This is a genomic window from Williamsia sp. M5A3_1d (assembly GCF_053345315.1).
Genome location: NZ_JBKEZX010000003.1, coordinates 1 through 25,410, shown reverse-complemented (window position 1 = coordinate 25,410; position 25,410 = coordinate 1). Strand labels below are relative to the sequence as shown.

Annotated in this window: 29 protein-coding genes and 2 pseudogenes; 21 read left to right on the top strand and 10 right to left on the bottom strand. The window is 65.9% G+C overall.

All coding sequences use genetic code 11. The features are described 5' to 3' along the window. Positions 1 to 9: 9 nt before the first annotated feature. Positions 10 to 660 carry a class I SAM-dependent methyltransferase gene (locus ACLBW1_RS12630; RefSeq protein ID WP_447812203.1) on the bottom strand — a complete coding sequence of 217 codons (651 nt, stop codon included), beginning with the start codon at positions 658 to 660 and terminating at the stop codon, positions 10 to 12. A gap of 222 nt (positions 661 to 882) precedes the next feature. Between ACLBW1_RS12630 and ACLBW1_RS12625 the strand changes: the two genes are divergently transcribed. Continuing rightward, the gene (locus ACLBW1_RS12625) at positions 883 to 1,659 is read left to right on the top strand and encodes an SGNH/GDSL hydrolase family protein (RefSeq protein ID WP_447812202.1); all 777 of its coding nucleotides are present in this window, start codon (positions 883 to 885) and stop codon (positions 1,657 to 1,659) included. Positions 1,660 to 1,709: 50 nt separating this feature from the next. Here ACLBW1_RS12625 and ACLBW1_RS12620 read toward each other — a convergent pair whose 3' ends face one another. Further along, positions 1,710 to 2,621: a sialate O-acetylesterase gene (locus ACLBW1_RS12620; RefSeq protein ID WP_447812201.1), complete on the bottom strand. Its 912-nt coding sequence runs from the start codon at positions 2,619 to 2,621 to the stop codon at positions 1,710 to 1,712. 34 nt (positions 2,622 to 2,655) lie between these two features. After that, complete coding sequence (locus ACLBW1_RS12615) at positions 2,656 to 3,708, bottom strand: LLM class F420-dependent oxidoreductase (protein WP_447812200.1); 1,053 nt, start codon at positions 3,706 to 3,708, stop codon at positions 2,656 to 2,658. Positions 3,709 to 3,831: 123 nt separating this feature from the next. Here ACLBW1_RS12615 and ACLBW1_RS12610 point away from each other — a divergent pair, with 123 nt between their 5' ends. The 5 genes from ACLBW1_RS12610 (at position 3,832) to ACLBW1_RS12590 (ending at position 7,841) form a co-directional block, all read left to right on the top strand. Beyond that, the gene (locus tag ACLBW1_RS12610; protein ID WP_447812199.1) at positions 3,832 to 4,230 is read left to right on the top strand and encodes a VOC family protein; all 399 of its coding nucleotides are present in this window, start codon (positions 3,832 to 3,834) and stop codon (positions 4,228 to 4,230) included. A gap of 185 nt (positions 4,231 to 4,415) precedes the next feature. Continuing rightward, complete coding sequence (locus ACLBW1_RS12605; RefSeq protein ID WP_447812198.1) at positions 4,416 to 5,594, top strand: oxidoreductase; 1,179 nt, start codon at positions 4,416 to 4,418, stop codon at positions 5,592 to 5,594. 386 nt (positions 5,595 to 5,980) lie between these two features. After that, the gene (locus ACLBW1_RS12600; RefSeq protein ID WP_447812197.1) at positions 5,981 to 7,216 is read left to right on the top strand and encodes an anion permease; all 1,236 of its coding nucleotides are present in this window, start codon (positions 5,981 to 5,983) and stop codon (positions 7,214 to 7,216) included. A 27-nt stretch (positions 7,217 to 7,243) separates the two neighbouring features. Continuing rightward, positions 7,244 to 7,528, top strand: a complete 285-nt coding sequence (locus ACLBW1_RS12595; protein WP_447812196.1) for a hypothetical protein — start codon at positions 7,244 to 7,246, stop codon at positions 7,526 to 7,528. A gap of 7 nt (positions 7,529 to 7,535) precedes the next feature. After that, a complete protein-coding gene (locus tag ACLBW1_RS12590) occupies positions 7,536 to 7,841 on the top strand; it encodes a DUF3349 domain-containing protein (RefSeq protein WP_447812195.1) in 306 nt (101 codons plus the stop codon). Between the two features lie 18 nt (positions 7,842 to 7,859). Here ACLBW1_RS12590 and ACLBW1_RS12585 read toward each other — a convergent pair whose 3' ends face one another. From ACLBW1_RS12585 to ACLBW1_RS12575, 3 genes are read right to left on the bottom strand one after another with little or no spacing between them, the layout of a single operon-like run. After that, a complete protein-coding gene (locus ACLBW1_RS12585; protein ID WP_447812954.1) occupies positions 7,860 to 8,651 on the bottom strand; it encodes a sulfate ABC transporter permease in 792 nt (263 codons plus the stop codon). Positions 8,652 to 8,661: 10 nt separating this feature from the next. Next, on the bottom strand, positions 8,662 to 9,516 hold the full coding sequence (gene cysT, locus ACLBW1_RS12580) for a sulfate ABC transporter permease subunit CysT (RefSeq protein WP_447812194.1): 855 nt from the start codon (positions 9,514 to 9,516) through the stop codon (positions 8,662 to 8,664). Next, entirely contained in the window at positions 9,517 to 10,536 is a 1,020-nt protein-coding gene (locus ACLBW1_RS12575; protein WP_447812193.1) for a sulfate ABC transporter substrate-binding protein, read from the bottom strand. 478 nt (positions 10,537 to 11,014) lie between these two features. Between ACLBW1_RS12575 and ACLBW1_RS12570 the strand changes: the two genes are divergently transcribed. The 3 genes from ACLBW1_RS12570 (at position 11,015) to menE (ending at position 13,006) form a co-directional block, all read left to right on the top strand. After that, entirely contained in the window at positions 11,015 to 11,362 is a 348-nt protein-coding gene (locus ACLBW1_RS12570; protein WP_447812192.1) for a hypothetical protein, read from the top strand. 115 nt (positions 11,363 to 11,477) lie between these two features. Next, positions 11,478 to 11,813, top strand: coding sequence for a DUF3349 domain-containing protein (locus ACLBW1_RS12565; RefSeq protein ID WP_447812191.1), 336 nt, complete (start codon positions 11,478 to 11,480; stop codon positions 11,811 to 11,813). Then, a complete protein-coding gene (gene menE, locus ACLBW1_RS12560; protein WP_447812190.1) occupies positions 11,765 to 13,006 on the top strand; it encodes an o-succinylbenzoate--CoA ligase in 1,242 nt (413 codons plus the stop codon). Before ACLBW1_RS12565 ends, menE begins: the two co-directional genes overlap by 49 nt. A gap of 135 nt (positions 13,007 to 13,141) precedes the next feature. Here menE and ACLBW1_RS12555 read toward each other — a convergent pair whose 3' ends face one another. Beyond that, positions 13,142 to 13,639 carry a hypothetical protein gene (locus tag ACLBW1_RS12555; protein WP_447812189.1) on the bottom strand — a complete coding sequence of 166 codons (498 nt, stop codon included), beginning with the start codon at positions 13,637 to 13,639 and terminating at the stop codon, positions 13,142 to 13,144. Positions 13,640 to 13,691: 52 nt separating this feature from the next. Between ACLBW1_RS12555 and ACLBW1_RS12550 the strand changes: the two genes are divergently transcribed. Together ACLBW1_RS12550 and ACLBW1_RS12545 are read left to right on the top strand one after the other, a co-directional pair. Continuing rightward, positions 13,692 to 15,071 carry a hypothetical protein gene (locus ACLBW1_RS12550; RefSeq protein WP_447812188.1) on the top strand — a complete coding sequence of 460 codons (1,380 nt, stop codon included), beginning with the start codon at positions 13,692 to 13,694 and terminating at the stop codon, positions 15,069 to 15,071. Between the two features lie 65 nt (positions 15,072 to 15,136). Beyond that, positions 15,137 to 15,692, top strand: a pseudogene (locus tag ACLBW1_RS12545) (o-succinylbenzoate--CoA ligase); the annotation flags it as partial. A gap of 21 nt (positions 15,693 to 15,713) precedes the next feature. Here ACLBW1_RS12545 and ACLBW1_RS12540 read toward each other — a convergent pair. Beyond that, positions 15,714 to 15,938, bottom strand: coding sequence for a hypothetical protein (locus tag ACLBW1_RS12540; RefSeq protein WP_447812187.1), 225 nt, complete (start codon positions 15,936 to 15,938; stop codon positions 15,714 to 15,716). Between the two features lie 135 nt (positions 15,939 to 16,073). On the opposite strand from ACLBW1_RS12540, the gene ACLBW1_RS12535 reads away from it, so the two are divergent. The 5 genes from ACLBW1_RS12535 (at position 16,074) to ACLBW1_RS12515 (ending at position 19,135) form a co-directional block, all read left to right on the top strand. Next, positions 16,074 to 16,349, top strand: coding sequence for a hypothetical protein (locus ACLBW1_RS12535; RefSeq protein ID WP_447812186.1), 276 nt, complete (start codon positions 16,074 to 16,076; stop codon positions 16,347 to 16,349). Between the two features lie 253 nt (positions 16,350 to 16,602). Beyond that, positions 16,603 to 17,391, top strand: coding sequence for a hypothetical protein (locus tag ACLBW1_RS12530; protein WP_447812185.1), 789 nt, complete (start codon positions 16,603 to 16,605; stop codon positions 17,389 to 17,391). Then, the gene (locus ACLBW1_RS12525) at positions 17,388 to 17,822 is read left to right on the top strand and encodes a phage holin family protein (RefSeq protein ID WP_447812184.1); all 435 of its coding nucleotides are present in this window, start codon (positions 17,388 to 17,390) and stop codon (positions 17,820 to 17,822) included. Before ACLBW1_RS12530 ends, ACLBW1_RS12525 begins: the two co-directional genes overlap by 4 nt. Continuing rightward, a complete protein-coding gene (locus tag ACLBW1_RS12520; RefSeq protein WP_447812183.1) occupies positions 17,819 to 18,409 on the top strand; it encodes a DUF3618 domain-containing protein in 591 nt (196 codons plus the stop codon). The genes ACLBW1_RS12525 and ACLBW1_RS12520 overlap by 4 nt, the downstream gene beginning before the upstream one ends. A 207-nt stretch (positions 18,410 to 18,616) precedes the next feature. Beyond that, entirely contained in the window at positions 18,617 to 19,135 is a 519-nt protein-coding gene (locus ACLBW1_RS12515; protein ID WP_447812182.1) for a hypothetical protein, read from the top strand. A gap of 7 nt (positions 19,136 to 19,142) precedes the next feature. On the opposite strand, the gene ACLBW1_RS12510 is transcribed toward ACLBW1_RS12515, so the two are convergent. Then, positions 19,143 to 19,790 carry a nitroreductase family protein gene (locus ACLBW1_RS12510; protein ID WP_447812181.1) on the bottom strand — a complete coding sequence of 216 codons (648 nt, stop codon included), beginning with the start codon at positions 19,788 to 19,790 and terminating at the stop codon, positions 19,143 to 19,145. 309 nt (positions 19,791 to 20,099) lie between these two features. Between ACLBW1_RS12510 and ACLBW1_RS12505 the strand changes: the two genes are divergently transcribed. The 4 genes and pseudogenes from ACLBW1_RS12505 to ACLBW1_RS12490 all read left to right on the top strand — a co-directional run. Further along, complete coding sequence (locus ACLBW1_RS12505) at positions 20,100 to 20,777, top strand: LuxR C-terminal-related transcriptional regulator (protein WP_447812180.1); 678 nt, start codon at positions 20,100 to 20,102, stop codon at positions 20,775 to 20,777. Further along, positions 20,744 to 21,958, top strand: a complete 1,215-nt coding sequence (locus ACLBW1_RS12500) for a sensor histidine kinase (protein WP_447812179.1) — start codon at positions 20,744 to 20,746, stop codon at positions 21,956 to 21,958. Before ACLBW1_RS12505 ends, ACLBW1_RS12500 begins: the two co-directional genes overlap by 34 nt. Continuing rightward, positions 21,955 to 23,037: a hypothetical protein gene (locus tag ACLBW1_RS12495; RefSeq protein WP_447812178.1), complete on the top strand. Its 1,083-nt coding sequence runs from the start codon at positions 21,955 to 21,957 to the stop codon at positions 23,035 to 23,037. The genes ACLBW1_RS12500 and ACLBW1_RS12495 overlap by 4 nt, the downstream gene beginning before the upstream one ends. A gap of 166 nt (positions 23,038 to 23,203) precedes the next feature. Beyond that, a pseudogene (locus tag ACLBW1_RS12490) lies at positions 23,204 to 23,425 on the top strand (LuxR C-terminal-related transcriptional regulator); the annotation flags it as partial. Between the two features lie 18 nt (positions 23,426 to 23,443). Here ACLBW1_RS12490 and ACLBW1_RS12485 read toward each other — a convergent pair. Then, entirely contained in the window at positions 23,444 to 24,787 is a 1,344-nt protein-coding gene (locus ACLBW1_RS12485; RefSeq protein ID WP_447812177.1) for an LCP family protein, read from the bottom strand. A 417-nt stretch (positions 24,788 to 25,204) separates the two neighbouring features. Between ACLBW1_RS12485 and ACLBW1_RS12480 the strand changes: the two genes are divergently transcribed. Next, positions 25,205 to 25,410, top strand: a 206-nt coding sequence (locus ACLBW1_RS12480; RefSeq protein WP_447812176.1) for a hypothetical protein, incomplete at its 3' end; no start/stop codon positions are given.

Here is a 25,410-nt window from a genome sequence, read left to right as displayed (position 1 = left end):
GGCCGCCTGTCACTGACGGCGAATCGACACCATCGACTTGATCAACCCGGCGGCACGCTCAGCCCAGATATCGCCGTCCGGAAAGTAGTCGCGCATTTGTGTGATCCCCAGTAGTTCAACCTCGGCCACATTGTCGATTGCGGTCTGGCGATCCGCGGTCTGCATATTTCCGATCTTCCATTGTTGAGTAACGCGAACACGCGCCTCGAAAGGTAAGAACTGCAGTCCGGGGAACATCCAATGCGGCTCGATCGGGAAGTAGCGATACGGGGTCTGTACCCAGTAGGAGTCGCCGACGCTTCTGATCACGTCGGACAACTCCTGTCGGCGTGAATGGCCCCCAACATGTTCGATCAGGCTGTTGGACACCACCAGGTCGTAGCGCTCGGACAACACAGCGGACGGAGGGTCACAAGCGTCGCCCAGCACGACGACCTCGCCGGCACCAGCGGTCGCGGGCACCATGTTCACAAGGGTCAGGTGTCCCGGCCGCGACGGGGCGTTACGCCAGAAATCCGGTGTTCCTCCGAGGTCGAGCACACGCATGTCCGCAACATCAGGAAACGTCTCGGCGAATTTCAGCCACCGCCGTTTCCTTGCCCGATACGACAGGGAACGTGGGTTGTTTGCGTCGACCAGGCGCGAACTCAACCGATCCATACGCCGATCCTGCCGTATCCGGAGCGCGCAAGCGCTGAATCGGGCACCATCGCTCGGCCGCAGAAGTGGTTGCCAACGAAATCAGCACGCCCTGAGCGTCAAATGACCAGTTCTCATCCGCGGCGGCCTCGGCGACCTCACATGGCATCAAGCGGTTGTGTGGTCTGTCCGGCGGACACGAGTCGGGATGACGATGTACTCGAAATAGGTGACGATTCATCCATGCGATTCGGCTTTCCCGCGAGGGTATGGGCATCACACCTCGCCGTGATCGCCTGCGCCCTGGCAATGTGCGCCGGGGTCGTGATTGCGGAGGATCGAGATTCGAGTCGACCTGATACATCACTCTCGGCAGCGCAGATCGGCGAGCTCACCGACCCGCGGGCCGGGCAGGTAAACGCGTTGGCTTTCGGTGACTCGTATTTCACCGGCTCCGAGGGAGTGAACCGCTCGCAGACGTTCGGCCGGATCGCCCTCAACGAGCTCGGTTACAGCGTCACACAGTCCGGCCACGGCGGAACCGGCTACGTCGTCGGATCACGCGTCGATGGCTGGCCCAATTACGTGACCCAGATCAGCGATCCCGCCCTCGATGGGCTGCCTGAGCCCCCCATCTCGGTCCTTCTTCTTGAGGGCGGGGTGAATGACGCGTTGAGCGCGGTCTCCGCCGACCTGATTCGAACCAACGCGACGTGGGTGATGACCACCCTTCGCGACCGCTACCCGCTCGCCAAGCACATCGTGCTCGGCGTACCACCCGACAACACAGGACGGCTACATAGATCCCGCGCCACGATCGACACCGCGATCCACGAGGCCGCGCTCGCGGCCCGGTGGACTTTCGTCGACATGCGCCGATTCATCACGCCGACAACAGCACCGGCGATCATCGGCCCGGACCGACTGCACCCAACGCTCGATGGGCATCAAAGGTTGGCGTCGATGCTCGTCGGAGCGCTCGAACGAGCCGGGGTCAGGCACGTGCGCAGTACTCGCTGATCTCTCTCACACACTGGGGTATGTCGGGCGAGCGGTGTGCCCGACGGTTGTCACTCGGGCTCGGTCATCACCTGATAAGTCTCGAACATGCGCCGCCCGATGATCCGACCGGCCTCAGCCGTGAAGTGCGGGTCCTCGGCAACGCCGGGGACACCCGGTGACCCGTTGAGCATGCCGTCGGGGGCGGAGACGAACGCGGCATTTGGGTGCCGGTTCGGGGTGTCCTTGTGGACCGCGTCGATACCCGCGAGCTTGGGCGGACCGAAGCGCATGTATTCCGGGCTCAGCCCACCGAGGATGAACGGGACTGGTCCGTAGCGGACCCGCAGTGTGGCGATCAGCAGGTCGAACTGCTCCTGATAGAGCTCGGGCGGGGTCAGCGGTCCGTCGGATTCACCTTGGTGCCAGAGGATTCCGCTCAACGGCTGGCCGCTGAACTTCAGGGCCGAGTCGATCTGCTTGCACGCGTACTTGAACAGGTTCACGCGGACGTCGGTGTTCGCAGGGTTCCATGAGTAGCCGTTCTTCGGCCAGAACGACGTATCACCCCGCGCCGTCGGCACCAGCAACACCGGCTTGCCCGAGGCGTCAGCGAGCAGCGAACCGAACTCGGTCGCGAAACCCACACCGTTGGTGGGCACTTCGTGGATGAGCGGATCGACCGCGGCAAGCGGCTTGCGTCCGCGATAGCGCCCGCACCCGGGCCACTGATGCACCCGCGGGTTCGGAGGCGTGGGCGTGGTGCCCCCAACCTCGATACCGGCACCGGCCGCGTTCGACTGCCCGAGGATCGCGATCACCGTGTACGGCTCGTCGAACGGCTCGACCGGCGTGCCGGTCGCAATGGCCTTCTTCACGATGGTCTTCGCCCGCATCAGCATCTGCAGCTTCAGCGGATAGTCGCCGTGGATGGCGCGATCCTCGTCGTAGGTGCGCAGTTCGGGATCGAACGGTGACGGCATCGAGTTCCTTCGCGAGGTGGTGCGGCTGACGTGACTAGCTGATCATCTCTTTCAGCAGACGAATCTGCTGAACGTTCGCCGCATGGTCGACATCCATCGGGGTCGCAAGCGCCATGGTGACGCCGCCTGCCTCGAACGCCTGCACGCGGTCCTTCACCTCCGACGCCGAGCCGATCAGCGAGATCTGACGCACCAGATCGTCCGGCACGGCCTCGGCGGCTTCCTGCTTCTTGCCGTCGAGGTAGAGATCCTGGATGGTCTTGGCCTCGTCGACGTAGCCGTAGCGCACGGCGAGGTCGTTGTAGAAGTTCTTGCCGCGGGCACCCATGCCACCCACGTAGAGCGCCACCTGGTGGGAGACGAGGGCGCGGGCGTTGTCCTTCGCGGTCTCGTCATCGGAGATCAGCAGCGCGGTGGTCACCGAGATCTGCAGATCGCCGAGTTCGGCGTCACGCTTGGCCTTGCCGTTCTTCAGCGGCTCACCGAATGCGGCGTCGACGTGATCGGGGTGGAAGAAGATCGGCTGCCACTCCTCGAAGAGCTCGGCGGCCAGAGCGACGTTCTTCGGACCGATCGCGGCCAGCGCCATGGGGATGCGATCGCGGATGGGGTGGTTGATCAGCTTGAGCGGCTTACCGAGACCGGTGCCGCCGTCTTCCTTGGTGAGCGGGAGCTTGTAGTACTTGCCCTCGTACTCGACGCGTTCGCGCTTCCACACCTTGCGGCAGATGTCGGCGTACTCGCGGGCGCGGCCCAGCGGGGCGTCGTACTTCACGCCATGGAAACCCTCGATGACCTGCGGTCCCGAGGCTCCGATACCCAGTACGGCGCGGCCGCCCGAGATGTAGTCGAGGCCGGCGGCGGTCATCGCGATGTTGGTGGGTGTGCGGGTGAACAGGGGCAGGATGCCGGTCGCCAGTTCGAGGGTTTCGGTCTTCGCGGCGATGTAACCGAGCTGGCTCACCGCGTCGTAGCTGTAGGCCTCCGGAACGGCCACGCGGTCGAGACCGGCGGCCTCGAACTCGAGCAGGTTGTTGATGGTCTCGCTGAAGTCTCCGGCGTAGTTGATGCCCATACCGATTCTCATGCGACTGCCCTTCCTCGACGTTGAGGTCGATGATGCCCGACGCTCCGTTGGCGCCGATCGTCACCCGCGACCATAACCTGACTTATTCCGAGTGTCGCGAGGTTGGGTTGGTAGACAGGCCACATGGAGATCCTGAGTGCCCGCGTGCTGCTTCGTCCGCGACACCCCGACGCGACATTGACGTTCTATCGCGACACCCTCGGCCTCGCGATCGCTCGCACATACCCGGGCGGGGTCGTCTTCTTCGCGGGGTCGACGCTCATCGAGGTGGCCGCGCACCTGACCGCTGAATCCGCAGAGTCAGCCACTTCGCTGTGGCTTCAGGTCCGCGATATCGAGGGGACCGAACAGGACCTGGCTGCCAAGGGCGTAGCCATCGCGCGCGGGTCTCGTACCGAGCCCTGGGGCCTGAAGGAGATGCACGTTCTCGATCCCGACGGGCGGCGGCTCATCTTCGTCGAGATCCCTGCGGGCCACCCCCTGCGCAGTGACCAACGTGCACAGTCTGATTCGCAGGGGTAAGGGTGCTCCGGCGGGGACGCCGCTGCCTCACGGACCGCGAGTCGCGGCAGTGAGCAAAGAGTTACCGCGTGCCATCGAACCGCGTAACACGAGCGCAGAAATCTGCTGGTGAACTCTCCTCATCGCAGTCTCCCGAAGTCGTGAGCCGCGGTTCGTGCTCGCCGTGCCGATCCAAGGGGGATCCCGTGCCCAATCTGTTCTCGCCCTACACGCTCAAGGGCGTCACTCTTCGCAACCGAATCGTCATGTCGCCCATGACGATGTACCGCTCTACCGACGGGAAGATGGACGACTTCCACGTCAGCTACCTCGGCGCCCGCGCGGCCGGCGGGTTCGGGCTGGTGTTCCCCGAGCAGGTCGCGATCACCCCCGACGGACGCACCTCGACCACATGCTCCGGCATCTGGGACGACGGTCAGATCGAGGGCCACAAGCGTGTCACCGACACCATCAAGATGTTCGGCGGCGTAGCGGCCATTCAGCTCGGCCACACCGGCCGTAAGGGCAGTGAGGTCCCGAAGTACAAGACCATCGACGGGTACCCCGGCGGGTCGCAGCTGCCGCCGGATCATCCGCAGGGCTGGACGTGTCGCGCACCCTCGGCCATCCCCTACGGCGGCGACCACTCCTTCCCCGTCCACGAGCTGACCCGCGACGAGATCAAAGACCTCTACAAGAGCTACGCCGACGCCGCCCGGCGCGCGGTCGATGCCGGCTACGAATGGCTCGAGATGCATTACGCGCACGGCTATCTCGGCGCCAGCTTCTTTTCACCGCTGGCGAACCAGCGCACCGACGAGTACGGCGGCAGCCTCGAGAACCGGGCGCGATTCCACCTCGAGGCCCTCGACGCCGTCCGTGAGGTGTGGCCCGACGAGTACCCGCTGACGATGCGTCTGGGCTCCGACGACCTCAACCCCGACGGCACCCAGTTCGAAGATGCGATCACCGCCATCGGCTGGATGAAGGAGCACGGCCTCGATCTCGCCGACATCTCGCTCGGGTTCAACACCGACGACATGCGCGACAACCCGATGGGTCGGCAGGCGTTCATGCTCTCGCGGGCCGAACAGTTGAAGGCGGCTGTCGACATCCCGATCGCGACGAGCTGGAATCTCGGTGTGCCGGAGAAGGCCGACGAGGTCATCCAGAGCGGGATCATCGACCTGGCGTTTCTCGGCCGTCCCGCGCTGTCGAACCCGCACTGGCCGGTGTGGGCCGCGCGCGAACTCGGCTACGACAACCCCTTCGAGCTGGTTCCCGACGACTGGCGCTGGTGGCTGGAGAACTTCCGCGGCCATGAGCCGAGCATCGGGCTGCCGGCTGCAGCCAACACTGAGCTTGACCAGGAGTCAGCTGCCTGAGGGCCAGGAGAATCCTTGCGGCGGTCAGTCCCGGGTCCACCTGCAGGCTGCGCAGGTGCACTCGGGCTCCGGGGGTCGGCGGCGTCGTCGCGGCGTCTGACCGCCACCGCCACCGCGGGGGATGACGAGCGCGACCGCGGTGGCGACAATTCCGCGAAGACTCATCCCCTCAATATCCTCCGACCAGACGACAATTGCGAGTAACAAATCGGACTCACAGGCATCCTTAAGTTGCCGTGCCGCCACGATCGACAATGCCCACCGAGGCCAGGCAGATGAACAATCGGTAAACGGCGGTTGTAGCAAGCACAAAATACCAGGTCAGACCGTGAGTAACAGTCACGATCGCTTAGACAATTGAACGATCGTGGCCCCACAATGAGCGCATGAGCGCAGAGATGCTGATCTTGGTGTTGCTGGTCGTCACGGCACTGGGATTCGATTTCACGAACGGCTTCCACGACACCGGAAACGCGATGGCGACCTCGATCGCGACCGGTGCACTGAAGCCCAAGGTCGCGGTGACCATCGCGGCAGTCCTGAACCTGGTGGGTGCATTCCTCTCGGTGCAGGTCGCAGCCACCATCACCAAGGACGTCCTCAAGATCCAGCAGACCAAGGGCGCGAGCGCGGGCGACCTCGTGAGCGGCCTCGACGCGCAGAAGGCACTGGTCATCATCTTCGCCGGCCTCATCGGCGGCATTCTGTGGAACCTCTTCACCTGGCTGTTCGGTCTTCCCTCGAGCAGCTCCCACGCCCTGTTCGGTGGCCTCATCGGCTCGGGTCTCGCCGCCATCGGCACCTCGGGCGTCAACTGGGAGGGCATCACCCAGAAGATCATCATCCCGGCGCTGCTCGCCCCGGTGATCGCGCTCGCGGTCGCCGCCCTGGGCACCTGGCTGATCTACGCGATCACCGCCAAGATCGCCGAGAACAAGAAGGACAGCGGCTTCCGCGCCGGCCAGATCGCGACCGCCTCGCTGGTCTCGCTCGCCCACGGCACCGGTGACGCGCAGAAGACCATGGGCGTCATCGCCCTCGCCCTCATCGCCACCGGCCACCTCTCAGCCGGCTCGGTGAGCGAAGGCCTGCCGGTCTGGATCGTGTTCTCGTGCGCCATCGCCATCGCCGCCGGCACCTACCTCGGTGGCTGGCGCATCATCCGCACCCTCGGCAAGGGCCTGGTGGAGATCAAGGCGCCGCAGGGCCTGGCCGCCGAGGCCTCCTCTGCCGCGATCATCCTCACCTCGAGTGTCGCGGGCATGGCGCTGTCGACCACCCATGTGGCGACCGGCTCCATCCTCGGTTCCGGTGTCGGCAAGCCCGGCGCCTCGGTGCGCTGGAGTGTCGCCGGTCGCATGGTGGTCGCATGGGTCACCACGCTCCCGCTGGCCGGATTGGTCGGTGCCGCATGCTTCTTCATCGCCAACGCGATCGGCGGTGCCGCCGGCGCCATCGTGATCTTCGCGGTGCTGGTCGTTCTCTCGGCCTACATGTACTGGCGTGCGCAGCAGCAGAAGGTCGACCACAACAACGTCAACGCCGAGTGGGACGAGTCGTCGAACACCGTGATCCCGGCCGAGATCGCCGCCGAGTCGCCGTCCACCGTCGGCTCGCGCTGACCGCGACGAAAGAACAGGGAACTCGAGATGGAAACCTTCGAAGCGATTCTCAAGGTGCTGGTGATCGGACTGATCCTCGGCGCCGGACTGCCCGCCGTGTTCGCCATCGGCCTGCGGCTCTACGCCGCGGGCTCAGGCGGCCTCGATGAGGACGGCTCCACCACCGCCCCCAACCCGGCATTGAAGGCCGCAGGCGCGTTCCTGTTCCTGCTCATCGCCGCGGTGATCGTGGTCGGGATCCTCTGGATCACCCGCACCACCATCAACTACCACTTCGGCGTGAACCTCTTCCCGTTCGCGCCGGTGAAGTGAGCTGATCATGGCTGACAGCAAGACCTTCGATTCCATCCTCGGCTGGCTGCGCGACGGCTACCCCGAAGGGGTGCCGCCCAAGGACTACTTCCCGCTGCTGGCGCTGCTGAAGCGCTCGCTCGACGAGGAGCAGGTCACCCGCGCGATCCTCACCGTCTTCAAGGAGCACGGCACCGACGACCCGGTGACCGAGGATCAGATCCGTGGAGCGATCCACAAGGTGATCGAGATCGAGCCGAATCCCGAGGAGATCAACCAGGTGGCGTCCCGCCTGGCTTCCGTCGGGTGGCCGCTTGCGGCTCCCGCGCGATAGCACCGGCTCTCGGCTGAGTTACTCGGCTTCCCGCTCGCCGTTCTCCACCCGGCGGGCGAGCAGTGTCATCGCCAGGATGATCACGATCGCGACGAGCATCAGAACCGTCGAGGCGGCGTAGGCGCCGTATTCGTTTCCCTGCTCGAATCGGCCGTACACCAGCAGGGTGAGCGACTGGGAGATCCCCGGTTGGTTCGACGACACGAGGATGACGGCACCGAACTCGCCGAGTCCGCGCGCGGCGGTCAGGACCATTCCGTAGCCGAGACCCCAGCGGATCGCCGGCAGGGTGATGCGACGGAAGATCTGTAGGGCGTTCGCGCCCAACGTCATCGCCGCCTCTTCCTGCTCCGTCCCGATCTCGAGCAGCACCGGTTCCACCTCGCGCACCACGAACGGCAGCGTCACGAACACGGTGGCGAGCACCATCCCGGGTACGGCGAAGATGATCTGGATCCCCCAGTCTGACAAGAATCCGAGCCACCCGTCGACTCCCCACACCAGGATGAGCGACACGCCCACCACCACCGGTGACAGAGCGAACGGCAGGTCGACGACCGCCTCGACGAGGGCCCGCCCGCGCCACTTCCCGCGCGCCAACGCCAGCGCGAGCAGCACTCCGAAGATCGCGTTGAGCGGGATGACGATCGCGATGATCAGCAGCGACAGGTCGAGCGCGGCGATCGCCGCCGGTGAGGTCACGGAGTCGATGAACGCACCGACACCGGGTTCGAACGTGCGAAAGAGTATGAGCCCCAACGGGACGATCAGCAGTACCCCGATGTAGAACAGCACGAACACCCGGCTGATCGTGGTGTACCTAAGCCACGAACGTGTCACTGGGCGCCTCCTTCCGGGCCAGGCGCGAGGCCACGATGCGCAGCACGAACAGCACCACGAACGAGACAGCCAACAGCACAACCGATATGGCGGCCGCGGCGGCCGGACTGTCCTGCTCGATGAGTGAACGGATGTACTGCGAGGAGACCTCGGTCTTGCGCGGGATGCCGCCGCCGATCAGCACGACCGAGCCGAACTCGCCGATCGCGCGGGAGAACGCGAGCCCGGCACCGGAGAGCAGCGCGGGCGCCAACGCCGGCAAAATGATCGATCGGACGATCACGAACGGACGTGCCCCCAGCGTGGCGGCCGCCTCCTCCACCGACTTTTCCAGTTCGAGGATGACCGGTTGTACCGACCGCACCACGAACGGCAGCGTCACGAACAGCAGCGCCACCATCACCCCGTACTTGGTCTGCTGCACGTGAATCCCGACCGGGCTCGTCGCGCCGTAGAGAGCGAGGAGCACGATGCTGGCCACGATGGTCGGCAGCGCGAACGGCAGGTCGATCAGCGCATCGACGAATCGGCGGCCGGGGAAGTTGTCGCGGGTGAGCGTCCACGCGATCTGCAGGCCCACCACAGCGTTGATCACCGTGACGACGGCGGAGGTGAGGAACGTGACCTCGAACGCCGAGATGGCGGATTCGGTGGTGATGGCGTCCCAGAACGGCTTCCATCCGGTGCCGAGCGCCTTGGCGACCAGCGCGGCGATGGGCAGAAGGACGATGACGCTCAGCCACAGCCCGCCGGCCCCCACGCCGAGTGCCGAGGTGATGCCGAAGCCCCGCCGGCGCGCTCGGCGCACCCGCGGGGGCTTCGTCGCGAGGGTCATCTAGCCGGTGGCCTGAGCGTAGATCTTGGTGAACTGGCCGTTGGTCTTGTCGAACAGTTCGGTGTCGACCGAGGTCCAGCCGCCGAGGTCGGCGATGGTCCAGACCTTCGAGATGGTCGGGAAGTCCGTTGCGGTCGCGGCGGCCACGGTGGGATCGACGGGACGGAATCCGGCCTCAGCCCACAGCTTCTGGGCATCGGCGGACGTGACGTAATCGACGAAGGCTTTGGCCTGATCCTTGTGCGATCCGTTGACCACGGCGATCGGGTTCTCGATCTTGAAATCGGTCGGCGGATCGACGTAATCGACGGCCTTGCCCTGACGCTGCAGGTTGATGGCCTCGTTCTCGTAGGAGATGAGCACATCACCCGTGCCCTGGGTGAACAGCGCGGATGCGTCGGAGCCCGATGCCGGGCGGGTCTTCACGTGATCGCGCACGAGGCTCTGGATGAAGTCGACACCCTTCTGCTTGTCGGCGCCACCGTTGCTGACGGCCGCGTAGGGCGCGAGGAGGTTCCACTTCGCCGAGCCGGAGCTGCGCGGGTCGGGGGTCACGACCTCGACGCCGGGCTTGAGGAGATCGCTCCAGTCGCGGATGTTCTTGGGGTTGCCCTTACGGACCACCAGCGAGACCACCGAGGTGAAGCCGATGCCCTTGTACTGGCCGGTGTTCCACGAGGAGTCGACCTTGCCCGCTTTCACCAGGCGGGTCACGTCGGGCTCCACCGACAGGGAGACGACGTCGGCGGCAAGACCCGAGACCACCTTGCGGGACTGATCGCCCGAGGCGCCGTAGCTCTCGTTGATCGCGATGCCGGAGCCGGCGCTGGTCTTCTCGAAGGCCGGGATGACCTTGGCGAAGCCCGGTTTGGGCACCGAGTACGCCACGAGCGACAGCGATGTGCCGCCTTCGGGCTTGGCGCTCTCGCCGCTGACGTCGCTGGATCCGCCGCCGCAGGCGGACAGCCCGACGGTGGCTGCAACGACGATGCCCGCCGCGATCAGGGATTGTGCTCTCATCATTCCTCCGGTGCTGTGATGACAGAACGGTGCGAGTGCTCGCCGCGGTCGCCGGTCGGTGTACGGCGCGAGGCAGACTGCGCTCATCGCAACGACATCCGGCGCAGATCGTCGAATTCGACAGCTGCGCGAACAGACCCCCGCGTTGTTCGTCGAGAACATTAACGGCCGGCCGGCGTCGCTTCCCTGTGCCCGATGGCGCCGTGCCCCCGGCACCCTCGATCGCCTGGGTTTGCAAGGGAGCACCGGGGACAAAAGCCCAGGAAAACCGCCCCTGCGATGCCGCCGGAGGGGTCGGTCAAGCAAATCAGGCGCGGTGCGAGAAGACTAAAAATCATGTCGCGCAGAAGTTTTCGCGACCGAGACCGATTGCCCCATATCGGACATCGTCCGAATCATGCCGCGGCGAAGTCTTGGAGATCGCACGCCGCTGGTGATACTCCTGATGCTCCGCAACTCGATCACAGGAGGAACAACGATGGGGAAAGTCCTGTGGTTGGCGAACTTTCGCAACGTACCCGAGGATCGACACGCCGGCAACGAGCAGGACGAGGTGGCGCCCGCCCGCATCACCGACAACCAGCGCGCTCAGGCCGCGCAGTTCTCCGGTCTGTTGGCCGAGCACACCGAGGCCCTGCGACAGGAGCTCGCCGCGCTGCAGGGTCGACCCGACGCCGTCTCGCAGAACCGGAGAGCATTCCTGTTCGCCGAGTTGCGTGAAGTCAACCGACTCACCGGCGGGCTCCACGAACGCTGGGACGCCGCCGCCGATCCCGCGCAGGACATCGGCATCGACGACGGCTCCGACCTGCCACAGCAGGGCTGACCGCGCGATTGCTCTGGGCTGTGCCGATGTAGCGCGATGTGGGACGATTGCCCCTGATCGGCGTGCAGGGAGCAGCGCCGCCTGACACCTCGTCCATGCATGCCGGGAGGGACCCATGGACCGACCGCAACTGATGCGCTCGATCATGAACTGGCTGCGCGCCGGATACCCCCATGGCGTGCCGCAGCAGGACTATGTTCCCTTGATGGCCCTGCTACGCCGACAGCTCACCGACGACGAGGTGCACGAGATCGCCGATCTGCTCGTCGCCGAGGTCGACTCCGATCCCGCACATGAGCCGATCAGTCCGGTCGACGTCGGTGTACTCATCACGAAGGTGACCGACGAGATGCCGTCGCAGGACGATGTCGAACGTGTCCGGCGCCTGCTCGAAGAGGCCGGTTGGCAGTTCGACACCGGCCGCCCCGGCGAGACCTCGGGTCCGTCCTGAGAAACCTCACCCCGCTCCCGCTGGCGTCGGGGCCGGCAGTTCTCGATGCCGTCGACGACCTGCGCGTCATAATCGACGGGTCGATCGCCGCGCTCCCCGTCCCGGCGGGCGACCTGCGAGAAATCGAACGACTCGAGTCGGCCCTGGGGGCCGGTGAGGAGATCGACGACGACATCGCGCTCGTCATCGCGACCTCGGGCACCACGGGTGTACCCAAGGGGGCGCTGCACACCGCAGCCACCCTCGAGGCGTCGGCCGCGGCGACCGACGCCCGTCTCGGCGGACCGGGCGGCTGGCTCCTCGCTTTGCCGCCGCACCACATCGCCGGACTGCAGGTGTTGTTGCGTTCTCTGCGCGGCGGCTACCGGCCGGTGGTGATCGATGTGTCCACCGGCTTCAACCCTGCCGACCTGATCCGCGGCATCGACGCGATCGAGGGCCCACGGCGGTACACCTCGCTGGTGCCGACGCAGCTCATCAAGGTGCTCGACGACACGGACGCGACCGCCGCACTGCGCGAGGTGGATGCGGTGCTGGTCGGCGGGGCGGCGACGCCGATCCTGCTGCAGCAGCGCGCAGTCGATGCCGGAATCCCGATCGTGCGCACCTACGGGATGAGCGAGACCTGCGGCGGGTGCGTCTACGACGGCGTACCGCTCGACGGGGTCGAGATCGTTCTCGATGCGGCGAATGACGACGGCGTGGGCCGGGTTGTGTTGCGCGGACCGATGGTCGCCCGCGGTTACCGGAACATGCCCCAGCACAACGCATTCGTGGTTGCCGGCGAGTACCGGACCGACGACCTCGGCCGTGTCGATGACGGAGTGCTGTCGATCATCGGCCGCGCCGACGAAGCCATCACGACCGGAGGTCTCACCGTGGTCCCGCAAGTCGTCGAAGCGGCAATCCTCGCCGACCCCGCGGTTGCCGAATGCGCGGTCTTCGGGTTGCCCGACGAGCGTCTCGGCGAGAAAGTCGTTGCTGCAGTGGTGCTGTCGGCCGGAGCGGCCATTGACCTGAAACATATTCGCGCCGTGGTCATCGAACGTCTGGGCCGATCTGCCGCCCCGCGCGAGGTGTTCTTGGTCGACAGACTGCCGCTTCGCGGGCCGGGCAAGGTCGACCGCGCGGCGCTTCGCATTCGGATGTCCAACAAGAGCCGCAACCGCGGTCGGACCTCAACGCGTCGCTAATTAGCCGGCCGTCGCGTTGTCATCTATCCGTGTGAAATTTCCACGGAGCGGCAATCTGGCGCACCAGAATCCTCGCAGCTGAATTACATTCGTCCTCGACCACATTCACGATCAACGGATGGCGAAGGCACCAAATCATATGTCCAGAAGTAAAATTGGGGTTCGACCAGTGTCCGTCTCATCCCAACCGGTACCCAGCTGCGTCTGCGGATTCACCTTCTCTCCCGCGCGGATTCTTGGAATCGGATTCGTGACTGCCGGAGTTGGATTTGGCATCTTCTCGGGCGCCGCATCAGCGCACGCCGACACGAGTACACCGGCGAGTGGTACAAGTTCAGGAATCAGCCGATCGGTTACCGAGTCGGGGTCTGGGGCTAGTTCCATCGAAGTCTCGACGGCGTCCACCGCCTCATCCTCATCCTCATCCTCATCCTCATCCTCAGAAGAATCGACCGGGAGCACGCCCGGCGCTACCACGAGATCGTCGACACCCAGTTCGACGACCGCGTCGAGTGGAGCGGTGCCCGATCTGACGACGACCACCACTTCCACTACCTCTAAGGCGAGTGCTCCAGCGCTTTCCCCGTCCGTCCCGATCTCCAGCCGAGAACCTGCGCTACGTTCGGCAGTCACGGCGGAGGTCAGTCCACCTGCAAGACACGAGATACATGACGGACAAGCCTACTTGGGAGGCGATTACGTCGAGCTCGGAGTCAGCGACCAAGGATCCTTTGGCACGCCGGGCCCGCCTCCGCCAGGGTTTCACGGCGGCAATATTGGTTTTACCGCCGACGTCGACGGTTTTGACACCGGCAACGACGCGGCCGTCGACTTTTACACGCCTGATACCCCTGAGGAACGGTGGTCGATCGGCATCAACGGAGATGCTGGCAGCTACAGTTCGCTCGCCGGTGGCACCGGAACCCTCTACCTGTCCGGTACTTCACTGGCCGATACGACAGCCGGTTCAGCCCTCTCGACAACCTTCACCGCCCTCGTGGGTGGCCAATTGAAGGTGGTGCAAGTGCATCGCTTCAACAGTGACAGCAAGGGCTACACCACTGTCATCACCTTGACGAACATGACGTCGGCAGTTCTCACACGGGTCGAATACATGCGTTCATTCGACCCCGACAACACGCGTCTGCTGGGCGGAAGCAACATCACAGACAACACAATCGTGGCCCAGGGGGGTGACGATGGGTATTCGCTTGTCACCGCAACGAGCCTCAGCGGCGACTCGTACAACCAACTCACCGGTCAACCCATAGTCGCGTACTACTACTCCCGCGACGGACGTTCGGAGGTCTACACCGGCGGATTCAAGAACACAGACCCCTACAGCTTCGACTCGCTCGATCAGGCGAAGGGGTATTCGACCCGCGAAGATAATGCAATAGGGATTCTCTTCAACATCGGCGACATTGCGCCCGGAGCGTCAACGTCTTTCGAGTACGTCACTGGAGCATCAGGGGCGACTGCGGATGTCGTAGTGGAGGCATCGAAGGTCCTTGCTGCAGCTGGCGTTTCCCCACCTTCGGGCGCGACCAAGCATTACGCCGAGGGGCCCCTGAAGTTCATCATTGATTACCTCCAGGCCGCCGGCGTGAGTGCCGATGTAATTGAATACGCATGGGATATTGCTGACGCGATCAAGGACGGGTTCACCGCCCGATCCGCCAAGCCGATCTTTGATCGACTCTCCACCGTGGAGAAGTCGAACGCCTTCAAGTACTTTTCCGACGTAGCCGATGGGAAAATCACACCGCCGCTCGCTCCCAAGGATGCGGCTTTCTGGGCGAAAACAGGACTGAAGGGTCTGAGCTTGGTCGGATCTGTCGCCGGACTCTACCTGGCTTACGAAGAGTCGAGCAAAGCCAAATCCGATTCAGAGGTGCTCCACGCAGGGGTTTCGACGGTCGCCGCGGCTGCGCCACTGACCGGACTGGCGATCGGCTTCGTGATCGGCGGCCCCGTTGGCGCAGCCGCTGGTCTCGCCCTCGGTGGCGCGATCGGGATCGGACTCACACTCGCTAATGAAGGCACACGCTTCTTCGGTTACTGAGTTCGCCAACCGGAGATCGAGGCTACGACGGGCACCCTTTGCGACTCTTGTCGCGGAGGGTGCCCGTACTGGTCGGCGGCGCGGCGACGCCGATCCTGCTGCAGCAGCGCGCCGTCGACGCCGGGATACCCATCGTGCGCACCTACGGGATGAGTGAGACCTGCGGCGGATGCGTCTACGACGGCGTACCGCTCGACGGTGTCCAGATCGTTCTCGATGCAGCGAATGACGACGGCGTGGGCCGGGTGGTGTTGCGCGGACCGATGGTCGCCCGCGGTTACCGAAACATGCCCCAGCACGACGCATTCGTGGTTGCCGGCGAGTACCGAACAGACGACCTCGGCCGTGTCGACGACGCATTGCTGTCGATCATCGGCCGCGCCGACGAGGCCATCACCACCGGCGGACTCCCCGTGGTCCCACAAGTCGTTCGTTGCCGCCGTTGTAGCTTCGGTCGATTCGACCGTGGACGCCGAACAGGTGCGGGCAGGTGTCGCGGACCGGTTGAGTCGGTCTGCTGCGCCACGCGAGATCTATGTCGTCGACTCACTACCGCTGCGCGGACCCGGCAAGGTCGACCGCGCCGCGCTCAGACTGTCGTTCTGCAGCGACCGCCCATAGTTCCCGTTATGGGCGAGTGCGTCAGTAGACGCCACCCGCACGAACGCGGAGAACCTCGTCGACGCCGGCGATCACGTTGCTGCGATCCGAGTTAGCGAGCGAATCGAAACACGTGAACGGTGTTGCTGCGTGCTCGGCCGCATCGTCGAATGTCAGCACATGGCGCGGCAGATCACCCCGGCTGATCCGGTGGTCGATGTCGCGGACGGTCTCTTCGACCAAAACGGTCCATTGAGCATGATTCATCGAATCCCCTCTCCCCGCGGGCGAGGGTAGTTGCTCTCACTACGAAGCGCGACCCACAGCGGTCATCGGGGCATAACGTTCGTCGACACCCACTCGTCGGAACCAGGGTCGGCAACCATCGATCACACTGGTCTGATGCCGATCGCACCCGACTTCTTCTACGCGCTGGTGATTATGAACTTGCTGTTCGTCAGCGGTGCGTGGTCACTCGCGCGGCCGAGCTACGCCTCGTCGGGCGTTCTGGCGGGCATTGCCGTGCTGTGGTTGCTGGCCAACGGCCCCATCGAGGGCCACGTGATCCTCAGCTTCACTCTGCACCACGGCGTGACCGAGTCGGATCTGCTGTCGCTTGTCGCGGTGCTCATCGCCGGTCTCGGCATCGTGCGGACGCAGCGAAATAGCCGTAGCTGACCCGGCGGGTGGCGTGATCGCCTCGACCCGACTCGCAGCTCGCGATGTGACCACCGAACGCTGAGCCTGCGCTCTCCCCCAGGCGGGTCCGGGTTTGACATCCCGCGCCACGGGTAGTCCTGTCCGGTGCGCGATGTTCAGTCCGTGGCATCGCGCACTTGTTGTCAATCTGTTCTCCCTGAGGAGGATTCGTGACTCTCGCTATCGACATACGCGATCCCCATTCCGCGCTCACACACGAAGGAGCGTGCTCATGACCACGCCGAACAACACATCCGCGGGCGCCCCCATCACCCCGCTCGCCGCCGAGACCGCCCCCAACGTGCCCGCCCCCGCTGAGTCGGCCCCCGCCTCCGGTGCGCACGCCGCGGCAGGCTCTGCGACCGACAAGGCCGCCGACGTCGCGGGCACCGCCACCGACGCCGGTAAAGACGTCGCGTCCAGCGCCGCCGACGCAGGCAAGCACGTCGCATCCGTCGCCGGCGACCAGGCCCAACAGGTGGCTTCCGAGGTCACCGGGCAGGCCAAGGACCTCCTGGGTCAGGCACGCACCGAGCTGACCGATCAGGCCTCCAAGCAGCAGAAACGTGCGGCCAGCAGCCTGCGCGCCCTGGCCGACGAGTTCGACTCGATGGCCTCCAACGCCCAGCAGGGCCCGGCATCCGACCTCACCCGCCAGGCCGCCGAGCGGGTACACACCGTGGCCTCGTGGCTCGATCGCCGCGAGCCCGGCCAGCTTCTCGACGACGTCTCGGGATTTGCACGTCGCAAGCCCGGTCTGTTCCTGGCGCTGGCGGCCGGAGCAGGCGTGGCTGTGGGCCGTCTCGGACGCGGCGCGGCATCGTCGGGCACCGCATCGTCGGGCAACGCATCGTCGAGCAACGGGGCGTCGGGGAGCACTGCGTCGTCACCTGCCACCGGTTCGCTGTCGACCACCCCCGGTCCGCAGACCGATACCGGCACGCACGAGATCCCCTCGGTGGCACCGTCGATGCCGTCCGCGCCTGTGTCGCACGAGCCCAGCACCGGACCCCTCCCGTGACCGGCGCCCACGGCGCGGACTTCGCGCCCGGCACCGCGCCCACCACGGCCCAGCCGTCGATCGGCGAGCTCCTCTCCGACGTCACCCAGGACCTGTCGCTGCTGATGCGCCAGGAACTGGAATTGGCGAAGGCGGAAGCCTCGCAGACGGTTTCGCGTGTCGGCAAGGGATCCGGCATGCTCGCCGGCGCCGCTGTCGCCGGCTACTTCGTGCTGCTGTTCCTGTCCGTCGCCCTGTGGTGGTCGATCGGCAACGCCACCGGACACGGATGGTCAGCCCTCATCGTCACCGCCGTCTGGGCCGTGATCGGCGCTGTGCTCGCCCTTTTGGGCCGCGCCGCGCTGCACACGGCACGCGGGCTTCCCCGAACAACCGAGACGGTGAAGAACATCCCACCCGCCGTCACACCTCACCCCAGGAGTGCCTCATGACCGACCCCGATCAGATCCGCCACGACATCGATCGCACCCGCGAACACCTCAGCGCGAACATCGACACCCTCGCGCACGAGGCCAATCCCGCGACCATCGCCAAACGCAAGGTCAGCGGGGTCACGAGCAGCCTCTCGGGTGTTCGCGACCGCGTGATGGGTGCCGCGCACGACACCGCCGACAGCGCCACGGCCACAGCCGATTCGACGTTGTCGTCGGTCTCCGATGCCGTGACCTCGGCACCGCAGAAGGTGCAGTCACAGGCGAAGGGCAACCCCCTCGCCGCCGGACTCATCGCCTTCGGCGCCGGCCTGCTGGTCTCGGCGATGTTCCCGCCGACCGACGCCGAGCAGCAGGCTGCGGCCACGCTGCAGGAGAAGGCCCAACCGCTGGCCGATGAGGTGCAGGCCGCCGCGAAGGACGTGGCGAGCAACCTGCAGGGTTCGGCCCAGGAGGCGGCGCAGTCGGTGAAGGACACCGCCACCGAGGCTGCCCAGACGGTGAAGGACGAGGGCTCATCGGCAGCCCAGGACACCCAGGCGCAGGCCAAGCACGCCGCGGATGCCGTGGCCGATCAGGCTCGCTGACCCACGTACCACCGCTTCACCGACAGCGCCCGAGGATCGCCTCGGGCGCTGTCGGCGTTGTCGGGCGAACCCTGCGGTACGGCGCCACAGTGCAGGAATCACTGCTCAGGCTCTGCACCGATTCCCGGAAGTAAGCCGATCGGTTGATGACAACCCGAACCCGAAGTCGTTAGCGTTGCACTCAAATCATTCGGAGGAGCAACCCCTATGCGTACGTTCGCCACTGTGCTCGTTTCCGCTGCCGCAGCCGCGGTGGCCATGTCATCTGTCCCGACCGGCGCTGCATCCGCGGCGCCCGACCAAGCCTTCGTCAACGTCGTCAACTCCGGCAAGGTCGCGCGAGCCACGGTGGAGGGCAACACCGTGACCCTGACCGACACCGCTCTCGACAGATCCGAATGCTTGACGGGGGTCTATGCAGGCACAGCCGCTGATCTGATCCCGAAAGAGCCGAATTTCTCTGGCGTACAGCCTGTAGACCTCGGCATTCGGGGGCCGCAGGCGATCGCTTCCATCTCGCCGTCGGTCGTGGACGTGATCGCTTTCCCGACATCGGCTCAGCCCTCATCGGCGACCGTGACCGCACACCTCGCCAACGGTAGGTATACCGCGGTCTCGTTGTGCCAACTCATCGACTCCGCAGGCCAGTTGGTCCCTTCCAACACCTTTTATTTCGACGAGTTCACGGTGCCGTCCGCGAGCCCGATCCGCTTCGGCAGCTCCTAGGGCCGGATCACCAGCGGTCGATGTGCAGGACGTCGTCGAGGTCGCCGCGCGGGGCGGGCTTGAAAGTGTCGCCGGTGTAGAAAGCGGTCGGGATCAGCGCGCCCTGGTGGAAGCCGGCGGGGATGCCCAGGATCTCGGCCACCTCGGCCTCACGATTGAGATGCAGTGTGGTCCAGGCGGTCCCGAGCCCGCGCGCCCGTGCGGCGAGCGCGTAGCTCCACGCCGCGGGCAGGAGTGATCCCCACAGCCCGGCCTGATTGCCGGCCGGGAGTTCCTTTCCAGCTCGGATGCACGGGATGAGCAGCACCGGCACCCGACCCATGTTCTCGCCCAGCACCTCCACACTGCTGCCGACCCGGCGCTGCACCTGCGACCGATCGGGATCATCGGCGAACAGCTTCGCCGCCGACGCCTTCGACGCGAGGTACTTCTCGGTCTCCTCGCGGTAGATCTCCCCCACCTTTGCGCGCTGCTCGGCATCGGTGATCACCATCCACTGCCAGCCCTGCTGATTCGACCCGCTCGGGGCCTGCAACGCCACCTCGAGGCATTCGCGGATCAACGCGAGAGGCACCTCGCGGTCGAGGTCGAGGCGTTTGCGCACGGTGCGCGTGGTGGTCAGCAATTCGTCGGGGGTGAGATCCAGGATCGTCATGCATCCACCCTGCCAGGCGGGCCTGTGTGGTCCTCCGCGGAACTCGCCGATCGCCCCTGTGCCGACTTCACACAAGTGACCCACCGGTTTGTGAAGAAGCACAGGTGCCGTGTAGTCCGTTCTCACCACACCAGGGTGATGTGGACAGGTACAGGCGATTCTCCGCAGGTCAGCGGGTGAGAATCATCCGGTGATGTCGAGATCGCGGCGGACCCGCGGGCGGCTGCCCTCTGAACACGCGATTGTCACTGCTCATCGCCGCTGCCACTCTCGGTGGACGGCGTCGGGAGCGGCCGAGGCCGGCACCCGATGACCGATCACGCGTCGGGCAGTACCGATCGGCCCGCCCGGATCGGAGTCATCGATGACCACGAGATCGCGATTCTCGGGCTCAAGGCGATGATGGAAACCACCAGCGACCTCGCCTTCGTCGGCGGTGGCGCCACGGTGAAAGACCTGCTGGCGATCACCACCGAGCTCGATCTGGTGGTGCTCGATCTGCGTCTCGACGACGGCAGCTCACCACGCAAGAACGTCGAGGAGCTCCGCGCGCACGGCATCGAATGCCTGGTGTACACCTCGGCCGAGGAGGCCTACCTCGTGCGATCGGCCGCTGCCGCAGGGGTTCTGGGCGTGGTGCGCAAGTCGCCGCGGGCGGTGGAGATCCTCGATGCGATCCGCGCCGCCGTGCGCGGCGAGACCATCGCGACCATGGACTGGGCCGCCGCGATCGACGCCGACGAGGAGTTCGTGGAGGTCAACCTCAGTCCACGACAGCGAGAAGTGCTGGAGCTGTACGCATCCGGTGAAGCGGCGGCGCGTGTGGCGAAGCTGACCGGCCTCTCGGGCGACACCGTCAGCATGTATCTCGGCCGCATCCGCAACAAGTACGCCGCCGCCGGACGCCCCGCACCGACGAAAACCGACCTCTACAAACGCGCAGTGGAGGACGGATGGCTACCGATGCCCCGCCGGCCCCGCGACTGACCGACCGCACCGCGACCCGCGTCCCCGGTGACGCCGAACAGCGGATCGTGCGCCAGTTCGCGATCTTCACGAGTGCGGGGTACATCGCCTATGGATTGTTGTGCGCCGGCAACATCGTGAAGTCGTTCTCCTACATGTCGAGCTGGTGGGCCCTGGGCGGTCCGATTGCCGTCTTCGGCAGCGGCATGGCGATCGGTGTCGTCGCCGCACTGGGAAAGCAGGACCTCATCAAACCCGCCATCGTCGTCGCGGTTGCGGCGTACGTGATCGTGGCGCTACTGGTGCCGATCGCCTGGAAGAACGGCGCCCTCAGCGACGAACGCGGACTGTGGTTCTCGCAATTCCCCGGCGTCGTCGGTGTCGCGATCGGCGGTGCCTGGCCCCGGGCACGAGCCCTGGTGTATCTCGCCGTGCTCACCACGATCGCCACGCTCATGAGCCGAGTGGTGCGTCCCGCTGAGCTCATCGTCCCCCTGGGGCCAGATCTCGCCTTCGCCTTCGCCTACTGCCTGCCGTTCACCGCGGCCGTCATCATCGGTGTGCGCACCGCGCGGTTGCTCGACGAGACACGGATGGAAGCATTCCATCTCGCGGCGCGGGCGGCCGCTGCCCGGGCCCGCGACTCCGAACGTCGACGCTTCGACGCGCTCACCCACGACGGCGTGATGACCGTGTTGCTCGGTGCTGCGCGGCAGGGTCCGACGAAGTCGTTGCGCGCGTTGGCGTCCGACACGATCGCCGAACTCGGTTCCGAGCAGATCGGTAGCGATTCCGTACCGGCCACCGCCGCGATCGCCCTGCTGCAGAGCGCCGTCACCGACATCGACGACGCGATCGCGTTCACCGACACCCGCCACCCACCGGTGGGCCTCACCACCTATCCCCAGGAGGTGCTGCGCACGATGTCGGCAGCGATGGCCGAAGCCTTGCGCAACAGCCTGCGCCATGCCGGACCGACGGCGGGCATCTCCGTGAGGGTGACGGTCTCCGCCGACCGGCTGGCCATCGAGATCACCGATGACGGGGTCGGCTTCGATCTCGCCCGGATACCCCCACATCGCCTCGGCATCGCGGTCAGTGTGCGGGGACGAATGGAGCAACTCCCCGGCGGTGTCGCGACGATCCGATCGGTACCCGGACAGGGCACGCAGGTCACTCTCGAATGGGTGAAACCGATATGACGACCTCGCACGCGACGCACTTCGACACCGAGGCACCCCAGGACGCGCGGGCCCTCGTCGGCCTGCACACCACTGGTGCGAAGATCGTCGTCGCGATCTATCTCGGCCTGTCCGGGTTCGCGATCCTCGTGATCACGCCGACAGATGCAGCCTCGATCGCGAGCACCGCGGTGTCGCTGCTCATCCTGGTTGTCGCCACGACCGGGATCATCCTCATCCCCACCGATCCACTGCCTCTGCGCGCCGCGGTGCCGATGGCATCCGCGGGAGCGCTCAGCTGCGGGATCGCTTTGACCTTCGTCGACCCGTCGGCCCGGGCGGCCGGGATGAACTGGATGCACGCCCTGGGGACTGCCATCCTGTGTTTCCTCTGCGTACGTGGGCGCACCAGCGTCGCCTGGCTCGGCATGGCCCTCATGCTGGGCGCATTCCTGGTGGCGGCGATCGTGGGACCGGCACGCATCGGCGTCGGACCGCAGGTGACGCTCATCGACGTCGCACCGCTGTCGATGGCCACGGTGTTCAGTCTGACGTTACGACCCAGCGCAGCACTGATCTTCGATCTCCGGCGGAGTGGCGCGCGCCGCAGTGCCGAACTCGCCGCACAGACCGCCGCCGCGGCCGAACGCGACGCGCAGCTGGCCGAACTCGACAAACTGGCGCGCCCCATGCTCGATCGCATCGCGGCCGGCGACGAACTGACCGCCGCGGAACGCGAGTCGTGCGGGCTACTCGAGGCGCACCTGCGCGACCGGCTACGCGCACCCGGCCTCGCGACGACCGCGGTGACCGACGCGGCGAGGGCGGCGCGCAGCCGGGGCGTCGAGGTGATCCTCCTCGACGACGACCCCGTGCGGTCGGCACCGATCGACGCCCTGGTGCGGGTGCGAGCCGTGATCGTCGATGTCCTGGAGTCGGCGACGTCGGGTGACGTGCGCGTGCGCCTGTTGCCGCCGAACCGGTCGGCGATGGCGTCGGTGGTGGTGCGCGATGACGGCGAGATGTACCGCCGCGATTTCGGGACCGACGGCACCGAGATCGTGCGCTCGTCGGTCGACGTCGGCGCCAGATCGGTGTGACCGCTAAGCGTGACCCCCGTTTGGGGGACACCAGATGATGTGTCTGTTCGGTGTCGGTACGTCTAGATACCGTCAATTCACCGCGTCGGAATCGTCGACGCCCCCGTGATCGGACATCACCATGACTGCAGTCCTCGATGCCCCGCCTCTGCGAAGCATGACCCCGCCGGCCCTCAGCGATCGTGAGAAAGAGGTGCTCCGCGCCTGGGTGCTGGCCGACAGCAAGGTCGGTGTCGGGAAGCGGCTCTACATCTCCGAATCGACGGTGAACACCCACATCACCCGGATCCGGGCGAAGTACGCGGCCGTGGGCCGGCCCGCGTCGTCGAAGGCGTCGCTGCTGGCACGCGCCCTGCAGGACGGCATCGTCGACATCTCCGAGCTCTGAGTCTCTTCCCGCCCGGGGTCAGTTGACGCAGGGCACTCCCGACGCGGTGCTGGTGACCGGCGAACCCTGATCGGGAGTCGGATCCTGCGACGCGGGGTCTGCGGTGTCGGTGCCCGATGTGTCGCTGCCGGGGGTGCCGGCGGTCGACCCGAGTGGTTGCGCGGCGGAGGTCGGGGGTGACGGCGGGATGACCCCGAACGCGGTCTGGACCTGCCTGCGGATCGCGGTCGGGTCGACGATGTTCACGTCCTGGTTGTCGACGGTGTCGTACCGGACGACGGGCAGCGTCGAGAACGCGAGGTTCTGTGCATCAGAACCCGATTCGGGGATGTGGCCGATGCGGTGGGCGTAGTCGACGAGGTCCCATCCCGACGACAGCACGATGTCGCGCTGCGCCACGGTCACCAGTGCGTTGAGTTTGTCGAGATCGCCGAAGATGCCCGACGACTGCAGCGAGTGCGCCACCGAGATCAGGAACGCCTGTTGGCGGTGGGTGCGATCGAGGTCGCCGTTGTCGAGTCCGTGCCGTTGCCGGACGAACGCCAACGCCTGCGACGCGTTGAGGGTGTGCACCCCGGCGCTGAAGTGGGCACCCGAATAGCTGTCGGACACAGCGTGGTTGAGGCACACCTTCACACCGCCGAGCGCCTTGGCGATGTCGTAGAAGCCGACGAGGCTGACCTCGGCGAACCGGTCGATCGGCACACCGGTGAGCTCACGCACCGTCTGCAGCGTCTCGGCCCGACCCGCGTCGCGGCCATCGGTCTCGAGGGTGGCCTGGTCGGTGACGCCCTCGTCGACAAGTTTCTGTTCGGCCTGCGCCTTCATCAGCCCGTAGGCCTCTTTGATCTTCGCGTGGTCGTATCCGTCGATGCCGTGCACAGCGACGTAGTCGTCACGCGGGATCGAGAACGCCACGATGTGCTGTCCGTCGGCGGGCACGTGCACGAGGATCAAGGTGTTCGTGTTGTAGCCGCCCTCCTCGCCGTCGCCGGCGTGCAGCGCGGCGAGCACCGACGCGGGCAGGTCGTTGCCGTCGCGGTCTTTGCGGGAGTCGAGCCCGATCAGCAGGATGTTCTCGGCGCTGCCCGTCGACCTCGGCGCCCCGGCGAGCACGTCGGAGGTGTGGAATCCCCCACCGATGTGTCGCGCCTCGCCCCATGCGAGCCCCGTCCCGATCAGCACCGCACACGAAGCCAGCGCGACCAGCGGGCGCACCAGGCTTCGACGCAGTTTCTTCCGGCGACTGTGTCGTGGAGGTATGCGGGGTCGTGGAGGTATGCGGGCGATGACCTCGGTCGGTGCGTCAGGGGCGCCGGCGCGGCGGCGTGCGGAGCTTCTGCGAGAGCGCTCGGGTGGCATGGTTGGTGTCCCACTGTCGATCAGGTGGCCCGATCCGGTGGGTCGGTCGCGTGCGAACCGCCGACTGTAGCGGAGGGATCGGCACTCGGCGACCCGCTCAAACACCGGATACGTTGCGAAACAGACGCTTCAGACGATTCGCTGCGGTCTCTTTGCGCCTCGCCCGCAGTTCGTCGAGCGGGCAGTTGTTTCCGTCGAATGGGCAGTTGTTTCCATCGAATGGGCAGTTGTTTCCGTCGAGTGGGCGGATCCCGCTGTCGTGCTTGTGGATGGCGGCGTCTTTGACGCCATGTTCTGTCGCACCCGCGCGGTAACGTGGTGATCGGGGGCGTCGCCCGTGCGTTATTCGATTATTTTTCAACAGGATTCGGTGGATTGACCCTTGCGTCGATGTCCGCACGTATGTACGATTAAGTCATGACCGGGGGATCATTCACTGCATTGGCCGACTCACTGATCGACGACTACGGCACACTTCAGACTGTTGTCGCCGACGATGACGCTGCGATCGTGGCCGCCGTCCGCGGCGTCGTGGCCTTGCGGGCGGTGGCCGACGACCTGCTCGCACGATTGACCGCCCAGGCCGACCGTGTCGGCGCCGCCCGGCGTTCGGGGATGTCGCT